General features: G+C 66.4%; 19 protein-coding genes. 7 read left to right on the forward strand and 12 right to left on the reverse strand.

Annotated elements, in window-relative coordinates; genetic code table 11:
• The first annotated feature begins 110 nt into the window (after positions 1-110).
• Both glpK and J8F10_RS30590 read left to right on the forward strand, forming a co-directional pair.
• The gene (gene glpK / locus J8F10_RS30585) at positions 111-1,604 is read left to right on the forward strand and encodes a glycerol kinase GlpK (protein ID WP_210660333.1); all 1,494 of its coding nucleotides are present in this window, start codon (positions 111-113) and stop codon (positions 1,602-1,604) included.
• A gap of 64 nt (positions 1,605-1,668) precedes the next feature.
• Positions 1,669-2,553: a DUF58 domain-containing protein gene (locus J8F10_RS30590; RefSeq protein WP_210660336.1), complete on the forward strand. Its 885-nt coding sequence runs from the start codon at positions 1,669-1,671 to the stop codon at positions 2,551-2,553.
• A 758-nt stretch (positions 2,554-3,311) separates the two neighbouring features.
• On the opposite strand, the gene J8F10_RS30595 is transcribed toward J8F10_RS30590, so the two are convergent.
• Positions 3,312-4,289, reverse strand: a complete 978-nt coding sequence (locus J8F10_RS30595) for a hypothetical protein (protein WP_210660337.1) — start codon at positions 4,287-4,289, stop codon at positions 3,312-3,314.
• 153 nt (positions 4,290-4,442) lie between these two features.
• Here J8F10_RS30595 and J8F10_RS30600 point away from each other — a divergent pair, with 153 nt between their 5' ends.
• Positions 4,443-5,852: a 3' terminal RNA ribose 2'-O-methyltransferase Hen1 gene (locus J8F10_RS30600; RefSeq protein ID WP_210660338.1), complete on the forward strand. Its 1,410-nt coding sequence runs from the start codon at positions 4,443-4,445 to the stop codon at positions 5,850-5,852.
• On the forward strand, positions 5,849-6,658 hold the full coding sequence (locus J8F10_RS30605; protein WP_210660339.1) for a HEAT repeat domain-containing protein: 810 nt from the start codon (positions 5,849-5,851) through the stop codon (positions 6,656-6,658). The genes J8F10_RS30600 and J8F10_RS30605 overlap by 4 nt, the downstream gene beginning before the upstream one ends.
• A gap of 3 nt (positions 6,659-6,661) precedes the next feature.
• On the opposite strand, the gene tssG is transcribed toward J8F10_RS30605, so the two are convergent.
• From tssG to tssA, 8 genes are all read right to left on the reverse strand, one after another.
• Positions 6,662-7,708: a type VI secretion system baseplate subunit TssG gene (tssG, locus tag J8F10_RS30610; RefSeq protein WP_210660340.1), complete on the reverse strand. Its 1,047-nt coding sequence runs from the start codon at positions 7,706-7,708 to the stop codon at positions 6,662-6,664.
• A gap of 55 nt (positions 7,709-7,763) precedes the next feature.
• Positions 7,764-9,641, reverse strand: a complete 1,878-nt coding sequence (gene tssF / locus J8F10_RS30615; RefSeq protein WP_210660341.1) for a type VI secretion system baseplate subunit TssF — start codon at positions 9,639-9,641, stop codon at positions 7,764-7,766.
• A gap of 174 nt (positions 9,642-9,815) precedes the next feature.
• On the reverse strand, positions 9,816-10,304 hold the full coding sequence (gene tssE, locus J8F10_RS30620) for a type VI secretion system baseplate subunit TssE (protein ID WP_210660342.1): 489 nt from the start codon (positions 10,302-10,304) through the stop codon (positions 9,816-9,818).
• Between the two features lie 2 nt (positions 10,305-10,306).
• Positions 10,307-11,098: a type VI secretion system accessory protein TagJ gene (locus J8F10_RS30625; protein WP_210660343.1), complete on the reverse strand. Its 792-nt coding sequence runs from the start codon at positions 11,096-11,098 to the stop codon at positions 10,307-10,309.
• 43 nt (positions 11,099-11,141) lie between these two features.
• Complete coding sequence (gene tssC, locus J8F10_RS30630) at positions 11,142-12,719, reverse strand: type VI secretion system contractile sheath large subunit (protein WP_210660345.1); 1,578 nt, start codon at positions 12,717-12,719, stop codon at positions 11,142-11,144.
• A 92-nt stretch (positions 12,720-12,811) separates the two neighbouring features.
• Entirely contained in the window at positions 12,812-14,308 is a 1,497-nt protein-coding gene (tssC, locus tag J8F10_RS30635) for a type VI secretion system contractile sheath large subunit (protein ID WP_210660346.1), read from the reverse strand.
• A 148-nt stretch (positions 14,309-14,456) separates the two neighbouring features.
• The gene (gene tssB, locus J8F10_RS30640) at positions 14,457-14,972 is read right to left on the reverse strand and encodes a type VI secretion system contractile sheath small subunit (protein ID WP_210660347.1); all 516 of its coding nucleotides are present in this window, start codon (positions 14,970-14,972) and stop codon (positions 14,457-14,459) included.
• Positions 14,973-15,092: 120 nt separating this feature from the next.
• Positions 15,093-16,208, reverse strand: a complete 1,116-nt coding sequence (tssA, locus tag J8F10_RS30645) for a type VI secretion system protein TssA (protein WP_210660348.1) — start codon at positions 16,206-16,208, stop codon at positions 15,093-15,095.
• A gap of 210 nt (positions 16,209-16,418) precedes the next feature.
• Here tssA and J8F10_RS30650 point away from each other — a divergent pair, with 210 nt between their 5' ends.
• Positions 16,419-16,847 (forward strand): hypothetical protein, encoded by a 429-nt coding sequence (locus J8F10_RS30650; protein WP_210660349.1) that lies wholly within the window; start codon positions 16,419-16,421, stop codon positions 16,845-16,847.
• Between the two features lie 62 nt (positions 16,848-16,909).
• Here the strand turns inward: J8F10_RS30650 and J8F10_RS30655 are convergent, their stop codons facing one another.
• Together J8F10_RS30655 and J8F10_RS30660 are read right to left on the reverse strand one after the other, a co-directional pair.
• Entirely contained in the window at positions 16,910-17,425 is a 516-nt protein-coding gene (locus tag J8F10_RS30655; RefSeq protein WP_210660350.1) for a dual specificity protein phosphatase family protein, read from the reverse strand.
• 59 nt (positions 17,426-17,484) lie between these two features.
• The gene (locus J8F10_RS30660; protein WP_210660351.1) at positions 17,485-20,487 is read right to left on the reverse strand and encodes a hypothetical protein; all 3,003 of its coding nucleotides are present in this window, start codon (positions 20,485-20,487) and stop codon (positions 17,485-17,487) included.
• 433 nt (positions 20,488-20,920) lie between these two features.
• Here J8F10_RS30660 and J8F10_RS30665 point away from each other — a divergent pair, with 433 nt between their 5' ends.
• Together J8F10_RS30665 and J8F10_RS30670 are read left to right on the forward strand one after the other, a co-directional pair.
• Positions 20,921-21,208 (forward strand): hypothetical protein, encoded by a 288-nt coding sequence (locus J8F10_RS30665; RefSeq protein ID WP_210660352.1) that lies wholly within the window; start codon positions 20,921-20,923, stop codon positions 21,206-21,208.
• A gap of 101 nt (positions 21,209-21,309) precedes the next feature.
• The gene (locus J8F10_RS30670; protein WP_210660353.1) at positions 21,310-21,708 is read left to right on the forward strand and encodes a hypothetical protein; all 399 of its coding nucleotides are present in this window, start codon (positions 21,310-21,312) and stop codon (positions 21,706-21,708) included.
• Positions 21,709-21,783: 75 nt separating this feature from the next.
• Here J8F10_RS30670 and rpmB read toward each other — a convergent pair whose 3' ends face one another.
• A complete protein-coding gene (rpmB, locus tag J8F10_RS30675; protein WP_052553624.1) occupies positions 21,784-22,044 on the reverse strand; it encodes a 50S ribosomal protein L28 in 261 nt (86 codons plus the stop codon).
• Between the last annotated feature and the right edge of the window lie 175 nt (positions 22,045-22,219).

Here is a 22,219-nt window from a genome sequence, read left to right on the forward strand (position 1 = left end):
GTGTATCGTCTGGTGAACGAGCGGACGGGGAGCCGGCATTGGTAGTGTCGTTCACGGCTCGGCAATGATACCATGAGCCGCGAACGCTGGATATTCGCCGGAGCCTCTCGATGCCCTCTCCCGTTATTCTCGCGATCGATCAGGGTACCACCAGTTCGCGCGCCGTGGTGTACGACGCAAAAACGTTCGACGTGCTCGGTACCGCACAGCAGGAGATCGAACAGCACTACCCGCACGACGGCTGGGTGGAGCACGAGCCGGAAGACATCTGGTACTCGGTCGCGCGCACCGTGCGCGAAGCGCTCGCGAAATCGGGCCGCGATGCGAAGTCGGTGGCCGCGATCGGGATCACCAACCAGCGCGAAACGGTGATCGCGTGGGACCGGGCCAGCGGGCGCCCGGTTCACCGCGCGATCGTGTGGCAGGACCGCCGTACCACCGACTTCTGCCGCGAGCGCGCGGCCGATCAGCCGGTACTGACCGCAAAGACCGGACTGGTACTCGACCCGTATTTTTCCGGCACGAAGCTGCGGTGGTTGCTCGAGCGCACGCCGCTGTTGAAGGTTGTTGCGGACCGCGGGGAACTGGCGTTCGGGACGGTCGATTCGTTCCTCATTTGGCGGCTCACGGGCGGCGCGGTCCACGCCACCGACGCGACCAACGCGAGCCGCACGCTGCTGTTCAACATCCACACGATGCAGTGGGACGATGAACTGCTCCGCTACTTCGGCGTACCCCGAGCCGCGCTGCCGGACGTGAAGTCGAGCGTGGCGGAATACGGCGTCACGAAGGGATTGGACTTCCTCCCCGATGGTGTGCCGATCCGCGGTGCCGCGGGCGACCAGCAGGCCGCGCTCTTCGGGCAGGGCTGCTTCACCCCCGGCGAGGCGAAGTGTACCTACGGCACGGGGGCGTTTTACCTGCTCCACACCGGCGACACGGCGGTGGCATCGAAGCACAAGTTGCTCACCACCGTGGCCGCAATGACCGATGCGCGGCCCAAGTACGCTCTCGAAGGCGCTGTGTTTGTGGCGGGCGCAGCGGTGCAGTGGTTGCGCGACGGGCTGGGCCTGTTCAAATCGTCGGAGGATGTGGAACGACTCGCGAAAGAGTCGAACCCCGCGGAACCGGTGCTGTTCGTGCCCGGGTTCGTGGGCTTGGGGGCGCCGCATTGGGTTCCCGAAGCTCGTGGTGTGATTTTCGGACTGACGCGGGCTACGACTGCCGCGGACTTGGGGCGCGCGGCGCTGGAGGGCGTCGCGTTCCAGGTGGCGGATTTGATTGACGCGGCGGAGAAAGGAACCGGGGAAGGCGGTCTCCTGCGCGTGGACGGCGGAATGGCGCGGAACGATTGGTTCTTGCAGTTCCAGGCGGACGCGCTCGGGCGCCCGGTCGCGCGTGCGGCGCAGAGCGAATCGACGGCCCTCGGCGCCGCGTTCCTCGCGGCCCTCGGCGCGGGGCTGGCGGATGAATCCGCTCTCGGTGCTCTGGTCTCTGCCGCGACACGGTTCGAGCCAAAGTTGCCGGCGGCCGATCGCGCGAAGAAGTTGCAGGCGTGGCGCAAAGCCGTGCGCGCGGTGATCGGGTTCTACTCCACCGAGTGAGCGCCGGAGCCGCGGTGCGTCTCTAATGTGACTTCGTGTCCCCGCGCTCTGGAGCGTCCGCCCCATGCTTCCTGCTGATGTGCTTCGTCAGGTGCGCCGACTGCACCTCCGCGCCCGGCGGCTCGTTCAAACGCTCCTCGGCGGCGAGTACCACTCCGCGTTCAAGGGGGCCGGGCTGTCGTTCGAGGAGGTGCGCGAGTACCAGGCCGGCGACGACGTGCGGACCATCGACTGGAACGTGACCGCGCGCGTCGGGCACCCGTTCATCAAGCGGTTCGTCGAGGAGCGCGAGCTGACGATGATCCTCGCGGTGGACGTGTCCGCGAGCCAGGGGTTCGGCACGCGGCAACTCACGAAGCGCTCGGCCGCGGCAGAGCTCGCGGCGCTGCTCGCGCTGTGCGCGGTGAGCAACAACGACCGCGTCGGGCTGCTCGCGTTCTCGTCCGAAGTGGAGCGCTACGTCCCGCCGAACAAAGGCCCGCGCCACGTCCTCCGGCTGCTGCGCGACATCCTCGCGTTCGACCCCAAGCACCCCGGAACGGACCTCGCCGCGGCGCTCGACTACCTCAACAAAGTGCAGCGCCGGCGGGCCATCGTGTTCTTCATGAGCGACTTCATCGGAAAGGGGTTCGAGGGGGCGTTCCGCCGGGCCGCGCACAAGCACGACCTGATCGCGGTGCGCACGAGCGACCCGCGCGAGCGCGTGTGGCCCGCGGTGGGGTTGGTGCGGTTGCAAGACGCCGAGACCGGTCAGCAAGTGCTAGTAGATACCAGTGACCGGCGCGTCCGGGAGGAGTTCGCCGCTGCCACGAAGGTGCGCGACGAAGCGTTCGCCAAACTCGCACGCGGGTGTCAGGCCGACTTGATCGAAGCGGGAACGGATGGCGATCACTTCGATGCGCTGTTGAGCTTCTTCCGCAAGCGCGACCGCCGCCGGAGGCACGGGTAGAGATGTCGACCCATACGAGAACCCGAATCGCGGTCGTGGCACTGGTGGTTCTGCTCACCGGTTCTGAGTCGGCTCGGGCGCAGCCGGCGAACGTCGTCGCCTCCGCGGAGGTGAACCCGCGCCAAGTGAAGTTGTCGCAGTCGGTTCGTGTGACGCTCGCGCTCGAAGGCCCCGCGCCCCTGCGCGGGGCCGTGGAACTCCCGAAGCAGTTACTCACGGCCGACGCGGACGGGAGCTGGCGCATCCGGCCCGATGGCGAAGCGGAGATCAAGCCGCTCCCGAACGGCCGCGAGCGGTGGCAACAGGTGTACCGGCTCGATCCCTACGCGCCGGGTAAGCCACTGCGTGCCACCTTCAACCCCGTGACCGTGAACCAGCAACAGGTGACGTGGCCCGCAGTGGAGGTTACGGTCGAGCGCACGAGCAGTGAGTCCGCTCCTTTACCAGAACCGCACTCGGTGACGGCCGTGGAGGACGTTCCGTCCGTAAACGTGCCACTGCTTCAGGATCGGTCCCTGGTTCCGTGGATCGTGGGTGCGGGTACACTCGTGTGCGCGGTGGGCGTGCTCGCGGTTTGGATGCGCCAGCGGGGGCGAAAGTCGATCCCACCGGCCGAGCGGGCGCGGGAGGCTCTCGCGCGGCTCGTGCGCGGTGACATGTGTGGCGATGTGGTTCCAGAACAGGTCGCGGCGATCTTGCGCGAGTTCGTGGAGCGCCGGTTCGCCGTCCCCGCGACCAAACTCACAACCACCGAGCTTTCAGCGGCGACGGCCCAACAGGGGTGGCCGATCGAACAATCCGAGGCGCTGCGGGCGGTTCTCGACGAGTGCGACCGGGCGAAGTTCGCCGGGGACACTCCCGACGACGACGGGTGTCGGCGGCTTATTCGTACCGCTGGCGATTGGGTGGACCACGTGAGCCTCCCCGCCGGGCCAAACTGACGGCGGCTTCGGCACGTTCTTCCCCTCAACCGACCAACCCACGACCGGCGTCCACTGTGCGGGCGGCGCCCACCCATCAAGTAGCGGCGGGTGCCGGTTGATGTAGGGGTTCCGCGACCAGTCGTAAAAGAGATCCTGCGGGTACGTGGCCGCGGGGCGGATCGTTCGGCGGTCGATGACGCCCGCGTACACCAGCGCTTCGAGAACGGCTTGCGTGCAGAACACCGGATGCCCCGGCCCACGTGGACCGGGGGCGAGCGGCGTGCGGATCGGTCCGCGCGGGCTGAACGGGGTGATTTGGGCCGCGAACAGTCCCACCGCGTACCGCTTGTTCTCCGACGCGACCGCGAACGCGGTGAGCCGGGCGTCCTGGTCCGGCGTGAGCGGAACGTGGCGCTGGCGCACCCAGATGTAACCGGGGAACTGGGCGAGCCGGTAGTCGAGCGGCGTGAGCCGCGTCCAGATCGTATCGTTGAAGCCCGCTTCGAGTACCCCGAGCTTCCCGTCCGGCATCGTCACCACGAGGGCCGAGTGCCCCGGGCGCCCGCTGAACACGAGGCGGTAAAGGGTCGTCCAGAACGGCGTGGTGTCGCTCAGGAGCAGGACGTCGCCGGCTTGTGGGGCGTACTGCGTTGCGGGTAAGCGCACCGCAGTACGCACGTCGTACACGGGCTGGTAGAGGTACCCGCTCGGCGCTTCGGCTGGAATGTACACGGGCGGGTAGCGCTTCGGCCCGATCGGGTCGCCACCGAACCCTGGCGACAGCATCAGCGACAGCGCAACGGCCTGAAACATTGGCGGCTCCGTGAACCCGGCGCGGTGGCCACACCTCAATATGTCGCAGGGGACGTCGCGGGCCAACTGACTCTCGTAACAGTTGGTCCATCACAAGAATGTGCGTTCCCCTTCATCGAAACAACCGACACAGGCGCCCCGAACGGACGACACATGCTCCTGACTGTAACGACGACCCGTAGCCCCGCGACCGACCTGGGTTGGCTCCTGCACAAACACCCCGACAAGCTGCAGTCGTTCGATCTCACGTTCGGTCAGGCCCACGTCTTCTACCCTGACGCGACCGACGAGCGCTGCACCGCCGCCCTTGTACTCGACGTGGACCCGGTCGGCCTCGCGCGCCAGCGGCGGAACACCGGCAACGAGCTACTCGCGCAGTACGTCAATGACCGGCCTTATGCGGCGTCCTCGTTTCTGAGCGTCGCCCTTTCGCAAGTGTTCGGCAGCGCACTCAACGGGAGCTGCAAGGCGAAGCCGGAACTCGCCGAGACTCCGCTACCCCTGGCTGCTCGACTCACGGCACTTCCTTGTCGGCGCGGAGGAGAGGGCTTCCTGCGTAGGCTTTTCGAGCCGCTCGGGTACGAAGTTTCGGCCACGCGGCACCCGCTCGACACGCACTTCCCGGAGTGGGGCGAATCGCCGTACTTCACGGTCGAACTCTCGGCCACGGTTCGGCTCGCGGACCTGCTCTCGCACCTCTACGTCCTCGTCCCCGTGCTCGACGACGAGAAACACTACTGGGTCAGCACCGACGAAGTAGACAAGCTCCTCCGTCACGGCGGGAACTGGCTCGCCGCACACCCGGAAAAGGAACAGATCGCGGCCCGGTACTTGCGCAGACAGGGCAAATTGGTGAAATCTGCACTGAACTCACTCGGGCGCGACGAAGCGACCGACCCGGACGAAGCCGCGGCCGCACAAGACTTGGCGGAAGAACGGTTGGAAGCGCGCGTGAGCCTGCACGAGCGGCGCCTCGCAACCGTTCATGCCGCCCTGCGCGCGAGCGGTGCTAATCGCGTGCTGGACCTCGGGTGCGGTGAGGGGAAACTCCTCCGATTGCTCGCGACCGATCCGCAATTCAAGGAAGTGGTCGGCGTCGACGTGTCCGTGCGGAGCCTGGAAATCGCGCGCCAGCGCCTCGACCGCCAGCGCCTGCCCGACAATCTGGGCGACCGCGTGAAACTCCTGCACGGCGCCCTCACGTACCGCGACGCCCGGCTCGAAGGCTTCGACGCCGCGGCCATAGTGGAAGTGATCGAGCACCTTGATCCGCCGCGGTTGGGCGCCTTCGAGCGCGCACTGTTCGGTGCCGCGCGGCCGGGAGTGGTCGTGCTCACAACCCCGAACAGCGAATACAACGTGCGGTTCGAGAACCTGCCGGCCGGCAAGTTCCGGCACGCGGACCACCGCTTCGAGTGGACCCGCGCCGAGTTCGCGTCGTGGTGCGCGGGCGTGGGCGCTGCCCACGGCTACACGGCCCGCATCGACCCGCTCGGCGACGTGGACGCAGAAGTCGGCGCGCCGAGCCAGATGGCGGTGTTCACTCGGGGAGGCAGCGCATGAATGCCGACTTTGATCCGATGTGGTCGACGGACGAACTGATTTCGTTCGCGTTATCTCATTCACCAACAAACGAGGACGACGATCCACATTGGGAAGTCATCCGCACGCTTCGCAAGCGCGGAACGCGCGAGGTGTTCGACGCCGCAACTCGTTTGCTTGCGAGCGCCTGCCCAATGGAACGCGCGCTCGGTGTGAACATTCACGCTCAATTGGGTTACAAGCAAGACAAATCGTTCGCGGCGGAGTCGGTTCAACTTCTTGCGAACTTACTCGAAGTTGAGGAAGACGAGGACGTTATTTGTGACGCGCTGATCGCATTCGGGCACTTGCACCAGCCCGAATGTTTGCCGAGCGCTGTGCGATTTGCGAGCTATCCGGACGACCACATCCGCTACGGCGTCGCCTACGCGCTCGCCGGCTTGGATGACGAACGGGCTATCGCCACGCTGATCGTTCTTACCGACGACGCAAGTGCGCGGGTCCGCGACTGGGCCACTTTCGCCCTTGGAAGCCAGACCGAGTGGGACAGTCCAGAACTTCGTGCGGCGCTGTGGGCGCGTACTGCGGACTCGGACAACGAAACTCGCGGCGAAGCACTCAAGGGCTTGGTTCACCGCGGAGATACGCGCGCGGCCGAAGCCATCATTGCCGAACTGAACGGCCCGGACCCGTATCTCACGACGGTCGAAGCAGCCGAAATCCTCGCTGATCCGTGCGTGTTACCCGCGCTCGAACGGTTGCGCGTGCGGCGCCCGGGAGACAGGTACGTCGAGCACGCGATCGTAGCGTGCTCGACGAACGGCTAATGCTCACTTCACCGCGAACTTCACGTCGCTCACGGGCGCGCCGAAGTTGTGCGTGCGGACCCACGTGTTCCAACCGAGTCGAGGGCCGGCGCGCTCGTCGTACTCCAGTGCGGTGACCGGCACCGCGTCCGGTTCGATAACCACCTGAACCTCCGCGTCGAACTCCAGGCCCAGGTACAGGCGGACCATCTCGCACACCGGCGCCCGGGCGTCCCCGCCGGGGAGCAGGCTGCGGAACGCGTGCCCGTCGAGCGGGCCGACCACGACGCGGACGCTCCCCTGCACGTCCCACACGCGGCGCCCGATCACCACGTCGCGCCCGAGTGTGCAGTTCAGTCCCGCGCGCCCCTCGCGCGGGAGTTCCGCTTTGTTTTCGGCGTCGAGGTAGAGCCACTGACCCGCGAACTGCTCCACGCGGACCGGCCAGCCGAAGAAATCGCCGAGGATCTGTTCTAACCCCGTCGCGGTGCGCGGCTGGCGCGAGAGCAACCCCGCGTAGAAGACGGGGACGTCGCCGGGGAGCTTCAGCCGCTCGCGCAGCCCGCCGGTGCCGAACCCTGCAACCGCGAACCCTGCGCGTGTGGCGGCGTCCTCGCGCGCATTCCCTTCCGCGCGCTGCCGGTCCACGACCGCGGCCCACCGGTTCTTCTCCCACGCGCGCGTGAAGAGCGACAGGAGCCGGTGGTGGAACATGTCGAGCCAGTCGCGGAGCGTGTGGTCCTTGAGCCGCGACCGGCTGATGAGGAGGGCGGTGTAGTGTTGCGGTAAGATCCCGTCCGGCCCGGTCAGCCCGCCGAACGTGGCGACCAATTCCGGCGGGCCGTCGCGTTCGGGTGCGACCTTCGACACCGACCCCACCGGGAACCGCAACGCGGGTAGCACGCGGAACAACACCGCCTCTTGCTCGGGTGCGGTATCACCACCGACTGCGGCGCGGTTCTCGGCCGAAGCGAGCCGTTCGAGCAATCGCACCGCCTGGAAGAAGTCGAACTTCCCCGGCGCGGCGAACAGTGCGGCGAGCGGCGAACGGGAGTGGGGAGTGGAATTCATCTCGGCACACGATCCGCTCAACGAAAAATAGCGCGCACGACACTTTTGCCGGATCTCACAGCACGATCTGGTCGCCGGCCCGAGACGGGAAGCGCTTATAAACACCTTCCCTCCGTGCGACGGTCGCGACGGTGCGGGTGAACGTGTTCACGCTCGCGTACAGGGTGAAGAAGCGGTCCAGTACGCTCGCGAACAGGTACATCCCGTTGCCGGTGTAGCGGTCCTCGTCGAACTCGACGCCCACCTCTACCCCGCGACACACCGCACCGTTCGCGCGCCCCAACACGCGCTTCCCGCTCACGGCTCGCACGCCCTCGATCTGCGCGCGCGTGGCTGCGGATTCGGTGAAATCGTACAGCGCGAGGATCTCGCGCAGCGCGTCCGCTCCGTCGGGGCCATCGGTCAGCGACAAGTGGTTGAGCGTGAGGTGCGACACCAGCCGCCACAATCCTTCTTCGCGCAGGTGCGTTCTTACTGTGGGGGTCGGAGGGGTGAGACAGGTGATCCGCGTAACGAGTCCGCTGCCCTCAGTGAGTTGGAGTTTCGGTTGCCCGCCGCCGAACGGGAGCCGGGCCGGGAGGTCGCGGTTCGTACAGGTACACTGCACGAACACCGTCCGGTCGATCGGCGCGGCCGGGTTGAAGCCGATGTCCACGAACGACAGGTACATCTCGGTGCCGTGGTCGACGGCCGTCGAATCGGGGCGCGGTTCGGCGGCGTCGGCCGCGGGCCGACGGGCCGAGTGCCAGTACGGGTGCGCCGGCCCCCCCGTGCCGGGCGCACCTTCGCGCCGCGCACCCGAACTACTGTGCTTCACCGCGAAGAACGGGGCGTATTCCGTCTCGCGCCCGTCGGCCGCGGTCGCGGTCACCGTGTTGACGGAATAGACCTCGTGCGCGAGCGGCCGCCGGTGGTCCGGCACCACGCGGTACTCGAACTGCTGCTGCGTGAGCCGGATCGGTTCGGCCGGTTGTTCGTACAGGTTCACCATCGGCGAACACCCGAGGCGGAACGTGTCGGCCGTGATGTTCGGTTCGAGGTCCGCCGCCTGCCGGTTCAGGTAGACGAACATCTCGAGGACGCCGTCCGCACGCGCGAGCGCAGCTTGCGGAACGGTCACGTCGAAGAACAGGAACTTTTGCGGGAACGTGAAGTATTCGGTGAGCAGTCGGTAGCCGATGAACGACCGCGCCGGGTACGGGAACAGCCCTTCGTCGCGCGCGAACCCGACCGGTTGGACCGCCTCCGGGCCGACCGCGATCGCGCCCTTATCGTCGGGGCGCTTCGCGAACGCGACCTCGACCGCGTGGTTGAGCAGGAGTTCGTAGAGGCGCTGGGTGTGTTGGGGTTGCCCGCGGAGGAAGAACCGGAGCTTCGTCATCCCCGCGAAGTTGGCGAACCGCACGTTCGCCGAGCGCGTGCCCAGACCGATACGGAGCACGGCGAGCGCGGAGTTCGCGCGCGGCGTGGGGGGCGCGGTGAAGGGCGCGCTCGCGAGCGACGCGACCCGCACATCAATCGGGAACAGCGTGACCGGGTACGCGGTACGGAACCGGCACGGCTCGCCCTGAATGGGTTCGCTTTCGAGTGCCTGGGCGCGCGCAACGGTGAGTCCGCTCGTGAGCTCGTTTTGGCCCGGGTCGAGGTCGAGTTGCACCACCGCACAACTCGGGATCGGCGCGAGGTAGTGCGGGTACAGCGTGCCGATGAGGGCCTGCGTGATCTCCGGGAACTCGTCGTCCAGCTTGTGGCGCACGCGCGACGTGAGGTACGCGAACCCCTGCAGCAGGCGCTCGACGTGCGGGTCCTCGCTGCCGTCGGGACCGAGACGCAGCCGGGCCGCGACCTTCGGGTGCGCCTCCGCGAACCGCGCCGCGTGCCGGCGGATGTACGACAACTCGCGGTTGTAATAGGGCAGTAGGTCTTCGGTCATCGTTCAAAATCCAGAAGAGCGGCCGCGGATAAACGCAGATGAAAACCGGATCAGAAAAGGGAATTAAACACACAATCAGAATTCGTGTTCGTCCGCGTCCTGTCGTCTTACCCGTACTCTGCCCATTTTTTCTGATCGTGTTTTCATCTGCGTTTATCCGCGGCCACTCTTCTCTTACCCACCCTGTACGGCGAACTGGTGCGTGGCGGGTTCGAGCGTGGAGTCGAACACCACCGGTTCGGGGGCCGGGTCCGCGCGGAGCAGGGCGTCGATGCGGAACCGCAGCGTCCGGTCGGCCGTATCGACGTCGCCCGCGAGGGCCACGCTCACGCGGAGCAGGCGCGGTTCGCCCTGGCCGATGATCGTTTCCAACATGCGGCAGAAGGCGTCGCGCTGGTCGTCGGTGGCCGGCCCCGCGCCGCTGAAGTCGGGTACGCCGTAAGTGAGGAGGGAGTTCGCGAGTTCGGGCAACCCCGGCGGGAGTGCCACGTTCCGGCGCCGCGCGTTGAGCAAGCTCTCGATGTCGCGGCGGACTGAGAGCTTGAGTTCGCGTAAGAGTTGGGAGCGGTTCCGCGCCGGCTCCGCACTGGTACCGGGCTCGTCGTCGAGCAACCGGTCGAGGACCGAGGGCAACAGCGGTTGATCGGACCGGATCGGCGGCACGGTTACTTCGCCCCTTCGATCTTCTCGATTTCCAGGACCGTCTTGGAGGCGTCCCCGACGAGGAACTCGCGCAGCCCGCGCCCGCGGTACGGCTCGGTTTCGCCGCCGAGCCAGTCGGTGCGGCGCCCGAGCTTCACCTCGTCGTCGGGCGCGGTGTGCGAGCCGAAGTAGAGCGCGGGGACGTAGACCACGCCGTCCGGTCCCTCCCTCACGATGAGGCGCGCGGGGCGCCAGTAGAGGTCGCGTGCGCGCTCCGGCTTGTGGAACTCCAGGGACTCGACCGCTTCGAGCGGCACCCAGTAATAGTTGCCGTTCGCGGTAATGACTTCGAGTACGGGTGCGGTGAGGTCGTCGAGGTCGCGCCAGTCGTCGAACGCGGCGCCATCGCACACGCCGGTCACCGCGGGCCGAACCTCTTCCGCCTTCGCGAGCACCTCGGCGGCTTCGCCCACTTTGCCCTCGCGGACGTGAATGAGCGCTTCCAACCGCATCTTGAGTGCGTCGGAAGGCTGCGCGAGGAACTCCGGCACGCGGCCGTGGTTAAAGACCTCGCGCCGGGCCGTTTCGCCGCGGATGAGCTGGCGGAACAGCGTGAGCTGAATGATGTCCGCGGCGTCCGGCGTGAACAGCACGTCGAGCTGTTTGTCGGCGCGCTCGAGGTCGCCGCTGAAGCAGCACAGCTCCGCGAGGAACAGCCGCTTACCGCGGTCCGTGGGCGCGTTGCGCACGTGTTCGAGGGCCGCGGAGATCGCGTCGCCGAGTTTGCCGGCTTTGTAGGCTTCGGTCGGTGTCATTGGTGGTCCTTCTTGGCGAACGCGCGGGCGGGTTCGCCAAACGTCATGCGTCCGCTCGCGTGCTTAATTGCGTCGTCAGCCGAATCCCGGCGGTCAACTGGTCCAACTGGAAATGCGGGCGGAGGTAGATCGTACACTGGTAGCTGCCCGGTTTGCCCGGCACCTCCCACACGCGCACGTTACCCTCGCGCAGCGGGTACCGCGCCTTCGTCTCGGGGCTCGCGTCGTCGTTGCTCGCGACGTAGTTCGCGAGCCAGTCCGTGAGCAACCGTTCCACATCGGCCGGCGACGTGAACGCGCCCACGCGGTCGCGCATAATCGCCTTCAGGTAGTGGGCGAACCGCGATATGCACAGCATGTAGTGCAGCATCGCGGAGAGCCGGGCGTTGGCGCTCGCGCCCTCCGTATCCAGGGCTTCGGGCTTCTGCGCACTCGGGGTCGAATAGAACGCGGCCTCGGGCGTGCCGGGCATGTGGCACAGCGGTACGAACCCGAGGTCGCTCAGTTCTTTCTCGCGGGCGTCGGTCAGGTGCGCGTCCGTCACACTGCGGGCCGTTTCCCCGTGACCGGTGCCGTAACCCACGCTGGGTAGGCCCGTCACGCGCCCGCCGTTCGTGGCGTCCGGCCGCGCGCCGCGCACGTCTGCCAGCCACGACGATTGTGCGAACGCCCGCGCCGCGACCGCCGCGAACGCGAAGCACGGGTTGCCCCACAAGTACCCTTTGCGCACGGGGTCGGCGGTGTCTTCCCGGAACGCGAAGCCCGGTCCGCTGCCGGGGTCGTCACCGTAGGGCCGGCGGTAGAGCACCCGGGGCAAGAGCAGTCCGGTGAAGCGCGCGTCGGGCGTGCCGCGGAACGCGCGCCACTTCAAGTAGTCCAGTTGCGCGAAAGTTCTTTCTAAATCGAGCGGGATTTCTAGTTCGGTGAACGAATCGAGTTCAAAGAACCGTGGGTCGATGCCGCTCACAAACGGCGCGAACGCCGCCGCCGCCACCCCGCTAATGCCGCGCAGCGCCGCGACGTCGTCCGTGGGGTGGTCCGGGTACGCGCGGTGCGTCAGTTCGTAGTCGCCGACGAGCAACCCGAACGGCTCGCCGCCGGGCGTGCCGAACTCCTCGCTGTACACCTTGCGGAACAGTTGGCTCTGGTCGAACTCCAGCGCCCGGTCCTGGTCCCGTGCCAGGTCTCTCCACGTCGCGGGGAGCACGCGGATCTTCACGTTCGCGCCGTCGGGCACCTGATCGACGAGGTACTTCAGCCCGCGCCACGAGGACTCGAATTTCTGGAACGCGGGGTGGTGAAGGATCGCGTTCAACTGTGCGTTGAGGAGCTCGTCGACGCGGGCCACGTCGCGGTTGAGTGCCCGAGTGATCTTGCCCTTCAGATCGCCGGCCCACGCCTCCGGGATCGTGCCGAACCACTCGCGCAACGACTCTCCGGTGTCGGTGGTCGCGAGGAAGCGGTCGAGCCGGCCCACCGCTTGCGGCGCGGACCGGGACTCGTTCGGTTCGGGCGCGTCCCCGGTGACCGCGAGCACCGCGTCGAGCAACGAGCGTGCAGCGCCCGGCGCCGCGGGGGCGTCGGCGAGCTGTGTCTCGTAAGTGAACGCGGCTCGGTTCATGAGGTGCTAGCGAACAAAGTGAACCCCGCCCTGTACAGGCGGGGGCGTCAGCAATAGTCCGGCCCCCGCCCGTACAGGGCGGGGGCACCTTCTTACCCGATCTTCGGGATGCGGGCGACCATGCGGAGGGAGGTGGTGAGTTCCTCGAACTGGAGCCACGGGCGCAGGTACGCGACCGCGTTGAACGACCCCGGCTTGCCCGGGATCTCGGCCACCGACACCTTCGCTTCCGCCAGCGGGTACTTGGCCTTCATCTCCTGGCCCGCGTCCGGGTTCGAGTTGACGTACTGACTGATCCACCGGTTCAACCACGCCTCGCAGTCCTTCGTTTCCATGAAGGAGCCGATCTTGTCGCGGGCCATGACCTTCAGGTAGTGGGCGATGCGCGAGCTCGCCATGATGTACGGCAGGCGCGCCGAGATCGCGGCGTTCGCGGTCGCTTCGGGCTTGTCGTACTTCTTCGGTTTCTGCGCGGTCTGCGCGCCGAAGAACACGGCGTAGTCGGTGTTCTTGTAGTGGCACAGCGGGAGGAACCCGAGGTCGCTGAGCTCCTTCTCGCGGCGGTCGGTGATGCCGATCTCCGTCGGGCACTTCAGGTCCGGGTCGCCGTCGTCGCTCTTGAAGACGTGGGCGGGGAGCCCCTCCACTTTCCCGCCGCCCTCGGCCCCGCGGATCGCCACGCACCAGCCGTACTTGGCGAACGCATCGGTGAGTTTCGTGCCCATCACGTAGGCCGAGTTCATCCAGCAGTAGTTCGTGTGCTCCAGCGCTTTCGCGGCCCCGTGGCCGTCGAACTCACCCTCTTCGTACCCGAACGCCTCAACGGGCTTGGTGGTCGCGCCGTAGGGCAGGCGCGCCAGCACCCGCGGCATCGTGAGCGACACGAACCGCGAGTCGTCCGAGTCGCGGAACGATTTCCACTTCGCGTACTCGGTCGAATCGAAGACCTTGGCGAGGTCGCGCGGGGTGGAGAGATCCGTCCAGCCCTTGTCGAACCCGAACAGTTTCGGGTCGGCCGCGCTGACGAACGGGCAGAACGCCGCCGCCGCCACGTTCGACATCTTCGACAGCAGTTCGATGTCCTCGGGGTGGTTGGTGAACTCGTAGTCGCCGATGAGCGAACCGTAGGGTTCGCCGCCGGGCGTTCCGAACTCGTTCTCGTAGAGCTTCTTGAAGATCTGCGACTGGTCGAACTCCACCGCCTTGTCCACGTCCTTGAACAGTTCCTTCTTGGAAACGTTGAGCACCTTCAGTTTGAGATTGGTGCTGGTCTCGGTGTTCATGACGAGGTGGTGCAGCCCGCGCCACGAGCCCTCGAGCTTGAGGAAGTCCGGGTGGTGCATCACGGCGTTCAGTTGCTTCGACACGGCCGCGTCGATGGCCTTGATCGCCTGGTTGATGGTCACGGTCACGTTCTTCGAGTAGGTGACCGTGCCCTTGAGGGCTTCTTCGGCGAGCGTGCGGACGAGGTCTTCCGCCCGCGACCGCTCGGTCTGCTTGGTCGCGGTCAGCACCTGGTCGAGCAGGCTACCCGCCTCAACGGTTGTGGTCGCGCCCGCGGCTCCGGCCGCTTGTTGTTCGTTGGCCATTGGTGGTGTCCCGATTTAAGAGAAGGGGTAATAAAGGTGAACGGGTGAAGGGGTGCGAAAATGGGGCGCTGGGGGTGCCGGGCGCCGGAGCTCGTGCCCCGCTCCGCCCCTCACCCTTCGTCCCGGGCTCCCGCGCCAGGCCCTTCTCTTACTGCCCGTCGGCTGGCTTGGCGCCGACCTGATCGGCCAGCTTCTTGAGCTCCTCGGTGTTCGAGAGCACCTTTTCGAGGAGCCCTTCGAGGTCCTCGGAGCGGTCGACCTTCGTGAGCAGGTCGCGGAGCTTGTCGCGCGTTTCGAGGAGCTTCTTGACGGGATCGACCTGCTGGGCGACCTTCTCCGGGGAGAAGTCGTCCATGTTACCGAACTTGAGTTGCACGCCGAGATCGGACCCGTCGTCCTTGAGGGTGTTCTTCACCTTCAGGTTCAATCCGGGCGTCATGCGCCCCATCACGTCGTTGAAGTTATCGCGGTCGATCTGGATGAACTTGCGGTCCTTCAGCGGCTTGAGCGGCTCGGTCGGCTGGCCCGAGAAGTCGCCCAGGACCCCGACCACGAACGGTAGTTCCTTGACCACCATCGCGCCTTCGGTCTCCACGTCGTATGTGATGTGGACCCGCGGCTTGCGAACCCGGTCCAGTTTCTTCTGCAAGCTCTCGCTACCCATGCGGCACCTGTGGTGAGGGGATGTTCGGGCACGTGGCCGGTATCAATCGGCCGGTGAGAGGTTCACCCGTGGTGGCGCTCTCGCTACTGTTGCGCACCGGCCGGAGGGCGAACGGCCGTGTCAATTCTCGGCGCTGCGGATGCCCACTTGCTTGAACAGCGCGCGGCGGGCGGAGTCGTCGTCGATCAATTCCTTCATCAGTTCCGGCAGCGGCATTCGTGCCCACCGCACGGCTTGTTCGAGCGCGTAGGGGACCATCGAGTGCGGTTCGGTGCGCCGGAAGTAGTCGCTCAACTGGAGGATCGCGTTGAGTGCGTCGTCGCGCGTGCGGATCGTCGGGAGCCGCTCGCCGCCCGCCCCACTGTCTCCCGTGTTGGGTTGACCGGGCGCGCCCGCTCCGGCCGCGGAATCGACCGGGGCCGCGACCGTCGCGGTGACGGCGAGTTTCCCGCGGGCCACGTCGTTGATCGCGGCCAGCACCCCTTCGAGTGCGTTGCGGATCGCGGACGTCGGCGGGGCGAACCGGCCGCCCTTCTCGTCGAGGACCGCGTTGAGTTTCGCGAACTCGTCGAGCGCGGCGGTCAGGTCGTCGTGCAGCGTGCGGTAGAACGGGGCCGGGGTCTCGTCGACCGCCTTCTGCACCATCTCCATGCTGGGCGAACCCGCCGCGATCCGGCGCTCGCGCGCGTCCGGGTCGACGATCTTCGCCACCGCGACCGCTTGCAGGTACACCGCGGTGCTGAGCTTCCCGTGCGAGGCCGATTCGGTGATCGCGATCCGGTTGATCGGCGCGATCAGCGTCCCCTCGGCGTCGTCGCCGTTCAACCCCGCGAGCGGTCCGAGTGTCGTGGCGAGCCCGTCTTCGTCGGGCGCGGGGAGCAACCCGTCCCAGAAGTTCTCCGCCAGCCCGCGGGCGAGCTTGAACCCGTCGCGCAGGCCCGCGACGCCTTGTGTGCGGCACAGCCCTTCGATCAGGTACGCGGTCAGTTCAAAGTCTTTCGTGGCCTCGCCCAGTGCCTTCGCCGCAGCGCTGACGACCGGCTTCCAGTCGGGCGGCGTTTCGTCCTGGCCGCCCTCAATTCGGCGCTCGGTGGCCCGGGCCGCCGAGCGCCCGTCCTTGACCTGGTAGTAGAGCGACGTCGGCCCGGCGTTCACCCGGAGGTCGCCCCCGGTGGGTTTCTCGCCGGGGATTGGGGCGAGTAACTTCTCGAAATCCAGCACGTCCGCGGACGGCATCGGCGCTCTCAAAAAACGAATCGGGGTGGCCCTCAGATTGCCCGAGAACCCGTGCCGACACAAGCAAAAAGCACTGTGTTCGGGGATGGTTACTGAACGCGGGCCGAGATTATTTCACCCGAACCGAGAAGAGTGGGCGAAAGTGGCGCGCAAGTTCTGGGCGCGGGTGGCGCTCCAACGGCACAACAGGCACGAACGGAGCAACCCGCCATGACGCCGCTACTCCTATCGCTCACACTGACGAGCCCGGCCCAACCCCCGGTTTTCACGCCGCCCGTCACGCTCGCACCGCGGGTGACGCTGCAACCGCAGGTCACGCCCTTTCCGGCGTACCGTCCGCAGGTGGTCGTGGTCCCGGTTCCGGTCGTAGTGAACCCGGGGTACCTGACACCGGTCGGTCCGCAGGCGGTGACGCTGGGCGAGTTCTCGCGATTCTTCACGCCGACACCGGGTAAGCACGACGTGTGGATCATCCACCCGGTGACGCGACAGCCGGTGCGGGTGTGCTTCGCGCTGCCCAACGGCAAACTGCGCGACTTCGAGGTGGACCGGCGGTCCATCCGCTTCGAGTTCCGAAACGGCACCGTGGACATCGATTTCCGCAACAACGGCACTGTGGACGTCCGCTACCGCGACTGAGACCCGGGTACAGGAAACGCCCCCGGGCGGCTTCGGCCGCCCGGGGGCGTTACTTTTCGCGGTCACTTCCCCAATACGACCTGTTCCCACTCGGAGAGGCGTTCCATGAATGCCGGGTTGGGCCTCGTGATCGGGCGCTTGGTCTGAACGAAGTCCAGTGCCTGTTCTCGCGACCAGTGATTTTTGCGCATCAGGTACGCGATAATCACCATTCCGCTGCGGCTCATTCCGTTGTGACTGTGAACGAAGACCTGGCGCCCGGCCTGTCGCTGGGCTTCGACCCATTCGACCTGGCGCCGGAGCCATTCGAGGTCGGGGGCGGGCGCGGCATCGGGAATGGGTTCCCAGACGTGTACCGCGCTCGAGTACGGGTCGGCGGTTTCGCTCAGGTTGAGGACCGCGTGGGTGCGCCAGGGCGGTGACGCGACGAACCCGCCCTGGTACAAACCGTCCTCGATCCGCGTGTAGTTCGGCGGTTTCGAGTTGGCGACCGTGACACCGAGATAGGCGACACAGGTCACGATGAGTGCCACGAACGCGACCAGTGCGACCTGTGACCGCCACCATTCCCGTGTCATGATGCACCGGGCGAGGTTGGAATGCGGTCCGGGTCACTGTGACCCGGACCGCATCAATCTTATCGTTGGCGAATGCCGCCGGCCGGTTGCACGGCCGATTGCGGCGGGCGGGCAGCGAAGCCCGCCCCTTGCGCGACCGGGACGAGCGGCTCGATGCGTACATCGTCGAAGTACGCGACCCCCTCACCGGTGAGCGCCATCGTCAGCGAGATCTGGCCCGATTGCGGCACGCGGCGGTACAAGTGAAACTGCTTCCACTTCCCCTTCGTGCCTGTGAGCCGGACCGCGAGCGGTTCGCCACACACGTCGTCGTAGAACAGCACACCGTCGGCGGTCAACTTGATGTCCTCGGGGGTCTTGATCCAGCCGCTCACGCGGACCAGCGTGCCCGGCGGCAGTTTCACCGGCGGGCTCTCCACCGCGAGGAACGTGCGCTCGAGCGGGCGGGCGAGCCCTTCCGCCGGTTTCCCGTCACCCGCGACGTCCGCGCTGCGCTGGACCTCGAGTTTCAGCACCCCGCGGCCGAGCTCCGGGGCCGGAGGGACGTAGCCGTCCTCGGCCCGCGCGATCGGGCGGCTCGGGAGGAACATTCTCGGCCCCTCGTAGACCGGCTTTTTCGGCTCGATCTTGTCCGCGAGCTTGGCCGCCGAGACCACGCCCGCGGCCACTTTTACGCGATCGATCGTACCGAACCGCGCGACCCATCCCGGGACCGCGGTGACCGGGAACCCGTCGGCGGGGATGTCGGTGTTCCCCGGCTCGAACGACCCGCCCGGTAGCACCGTGGTCGCGGGCTGGCACGCCTGGATCTCGCGGAACAGTTCCCAGTGCTTCGGCAGGCTGAAGTAGCTCACCGCGAACGGACTGGCGCTCGGCGTGTCGAGGGTCGCGACGGCCTGGTTCCAGTGGTCCCGCATGATAAAACGCAGGGGGCGTAGCGCCCGTTGCGCGTCGGTGAACGCCTTATCGTAGAGGCCCGCGGCGAAGTCGCGCCGGGCGTCCTCGTGGAACTGCACGGCCTGCTTGAACAGCCCGTCCGCGCCGCGCACCTGCACGCCCATTTGGGCGAGGCGCGCGTGAACCGTGTAGGTCTTCTCGTACTCCTCGGCCGCGAGGTCCATTGCCCACCGCGCCGCGCTCCGCCCGTACTTGCGGTTATAGTCCTGCCACTGGGCGACCAACCCGTCCTGCTGCAACTCGTTAGTGAATACGATGGGGGCAACGAGGTCGAACTCGGTGATCGTGAGTTCCGTGCCGCCAGTTCGCTTGACGGCGCTGTTTCGCAAGCACTCCACTCCAGCCGGGGAGATGCGCCACGGGTCCGCGCCGTCGGCCACGAGCGGAACGGTCACTTTAATCGACCCGACCGCGCCCTGGTCCGGCACGTATTGGCTGCCCTTTCCGAGCCAGAGGGGGAGCAGCAGTGTCCCGCGACTGCCGCGGATCAGCGCGGCTTTTACATCGGGGTGGTCCGTGTCCAGCCATTGAATACTCTGCGCGCCTCGGGGCGCGAGCAGCACGGGCGCGAGCATCTCCAGTTCGGAATTGAGGATCGCCATACCCTGGAGCCGGTCGCGCCCGAAGTGGCTGTCCGCGAGGAACTGATCGGACCAGAACCCCAGCCCGCGGCACCCGCACGCGACGCTAATGTAGGCGAGCAACCGCACCTGTTCCGGGTGCGGGCCGATCGGGTCCGCGAACTGGTCCCCGTTCTTCGCCCGGGCCACGTTCTCGACGTACCAGTCCGGCGCGTGGTTCTGCACCCACGTCCAGAACACGGCGCGGTCGGAACTGAGGGCCATGCGCTGGGCGATCCAGTCGCGGTACCCGGAGAGTTCGAGACTGGTGAACAGGGGCCAGCGGTGCGCCCCGATGGCGCCGAGGAACGTCGAGTAGCCCTGGAACCCGTCCCACACGTCGGCGCTGAACGGGCGCTTCCCGTCGAACTTGCGGATATAGTCCTGGGTGCGCTTGACCGCGGCGGTTTGTTCCTTAACGCGCCCGCCGCCGAGGTCCCAAAACAGCACGTCCGAACCGGAGAACTTGCGGAAGTAGCCGTCGAGCGCGGCGACCTCCGCTTCGCTCTTGTCGGTCACCGACGCGGGCAGCGCGACCGGGGCCGACGGCACCACCATCCAGCCCTCGCGGTTCGCTTCTTCCAGCACACTGGCGGACACGTCCGCGGGAACCCAGAGTGCGTCGAACCCGGCCTGGCGCAGCACGTGGAGCGGCGCGCCCGTGTGGCGCACGGCCCGGAAGAAGAACGGTTTCCCGTCCACAAACAGTTGTCCGCCGTCTTGCCGGGAGATGCGCCCGCGCGCGCCGCCCGAGGGGGCGCCCGGTTTCGAGCGCCCCGTCGTCGTACCGGGCACGCCGCCCGCGGCGTCGGGCGCCTTCACCGGGCCGATGTCGAGGTCGTCGATCCAGATGTCCGCGGTACCGGGGCCGGTGTAGAGGTTCAGCACGAGCCGGTCGATGTACGCGCCGGTGCTGTTCACCGCGCGCCCGATCTTGGTCTGGAGTACCGGTAGGTGCTTGCCGATGAGCCCGGGAATTTCGGTCAGCGTGAGCTTCTGCCACTGGCCCCTATCGGTGTACGTGTCGCCGACGATGAGCGCGGTGAGGGGCGATTCCGGGTGCGCCGGGTCCGTCTCTTTCGGGAACACGACCCGCGCCCGGAGCTGAATGCCGGTCTTCGTCGCCTTCACCCACACGCCGGCCGAGAGCGCGGCCGTAACCGGGGCCTGGGGCGTGTCGTAGTGGTAGTGAATGAACGCGGCGTCGCCGGTCGCGAGGTCGGACGAGAGTTTGAGGTGCTCGCTGGTCGGCCGGCTGTGGCACGAGTTGTCGTCGATGTCGTGTTCTTTTTCCTCGACCTTCACGTTCGCGTCGCCGCGGACGAGAGCGGTGTTCTTGTTCCCGAAACCGAACCGGTGGATCGTCTCCCCGTAAACGGGCACCAGGGCGAACCCCGCCCCGATAACGACCAGCATGACGCTCGCGAGCACGCACCTGCGATTGGGCCTCGGTACCACGAACGGCTCCTTCCGTTTACGGAACACGGGCCGGTCATATACCCCGCCGCGCCCCCGTGCGGAAGCTCAACCGGAGAACCGGAGAAACCCCGGGCTTCCGCTTTTTGTTTGAACGGAGTATCTTGAAGTCACTGCCTTTACGACCCGTAAATCGGATCGCCCATGCGGTACGTTCCCGTCAAAGATTTGAAGCCGCTTCAAGGATCTGCACGCGCGAAACCCCGACCCGGCCTCCAATAGCTCTCGGACGACGAACTGCTCGAAAGTGTTCAGAACCCGAAAAACGCTGACTACCTGACGGAGAATACTAAAACCGGAGCGCTCGTGGACGGTAACGGGCGCGCCCGCGAACTCCTTCGACGCGCGGGAGATCCGAATAGTACCGTTTCCCCGAGCACACTCGTCCCGGTGCTCCCCTACACGCCCGATCTTTCCATGTTTCCCGATCTGGATTGACCCGATGACCACAACGAAATCCGCCGCCGAGATCCTTCACCGGCTCTTGTACCGCGCGCTCATTGAGATCCGCGAGCAGGGCCGGCAGACGGGAAACAAAGCCGTTTTTCACCTCGCCGACTTGTTTCACACGACCGCTCTGGAGTTGGGGCAGGCTGCCAACGGGAGCGAGTCCTACGACGTGGTCCTGCGCCATCTCGAAGAGAAGGCCGCCGAGAAGGGGGTTGCGCGGTGGTTCCAGAACGCGATTATTGAGGTCGACGACACACAACCCGCTGGCCCCGCCAGCTAATCGTGTGTTTCTCGTGAACCGGTGGGCGGGCGCGGGCTCTTCCTCTACTCTGGCGACGACGGCACGAGTCGTCACACATCACCGTCTCAGAGGAGTTCTCCATGTTCCGACTTCTGGTGGCCGGTTGCGCCCTGGCCCTCGTCGCGTTCAGCGCCGGCGCCGAAGACAAGAAAGAAGACCCCAAGGCCGTGACCACGTGGCTCCGCGAAGTCAACGGCATCGATCTCAAGTTCGAGTTCGGCAAGGACACCGCGACCTTCAACGTGACCAGTGGCGACAACGGCGTCGTCGTGAAGGCCAAATTGACGAAGGAGAAAGACGTGCTGACGGCCGAGTTCACCGACGTGGAGGAGAAGGGCACGTTCCCCAGCAAGCCGAAGAAGGGCGACAAGATCAGCTTCAAGTGGGTTGCTAAAGACGGTACCGCGACGCTCTCCGAATTGAAGGGCGCGGACGATGCCAAGGATGTCCTCGAAGGCGAGTACAAGCTGAAGAAGTAACCGCCGAACGAAACGCGCGAAGGCCGCACGCGGATTGCGTGCGGCCTTCGCTTTTATTTACTCCGAGCCGGCCGACTACACGTTGACCTTCTCGAACGGCTTCACTTTCACGGGCTTCACCACCAGTCCGCTGCGGATCGCGGAGGCGGACACCCACACCTTCTTCACCACGCCGTCCACGACGCAGCGCATTTTCTGGAGGTTCGGTTTGAACTTCCGCCGGCTGGTGCCGAGGATCTTCTTACCGACGCCGCCGAGGTACTTCGCCTTACCGCGGTACTTCTTGCGGTTCCCAAAAACCGCCTTTTTACCGGTGAAAACGCACGTCTTGGCCATGACCGTGATCCCGTGACATTACCCCGGTAGTCCGAGGCGAACGCGAAGCTTCCAAGTCTCAAGTCGTCGAGTCGCAAGCGACAGAGCCGAAGACACTTAAGGTACTGATCTTCGATTTTATGGCTTACGACGTTTAGGCTTTATGACTTTTTTACTATAGCGGGCCGTCCGGCTG

The sequence above is a fragment of the Gemmata palustris genome (assembly GCF_017939745.1).
Taxonomy (GTDB): Bacteria; Planctomycetota; Planctomycetia; order Gemmatales; family Gemmataceae; genus Gemmata; species Gemmata palustris.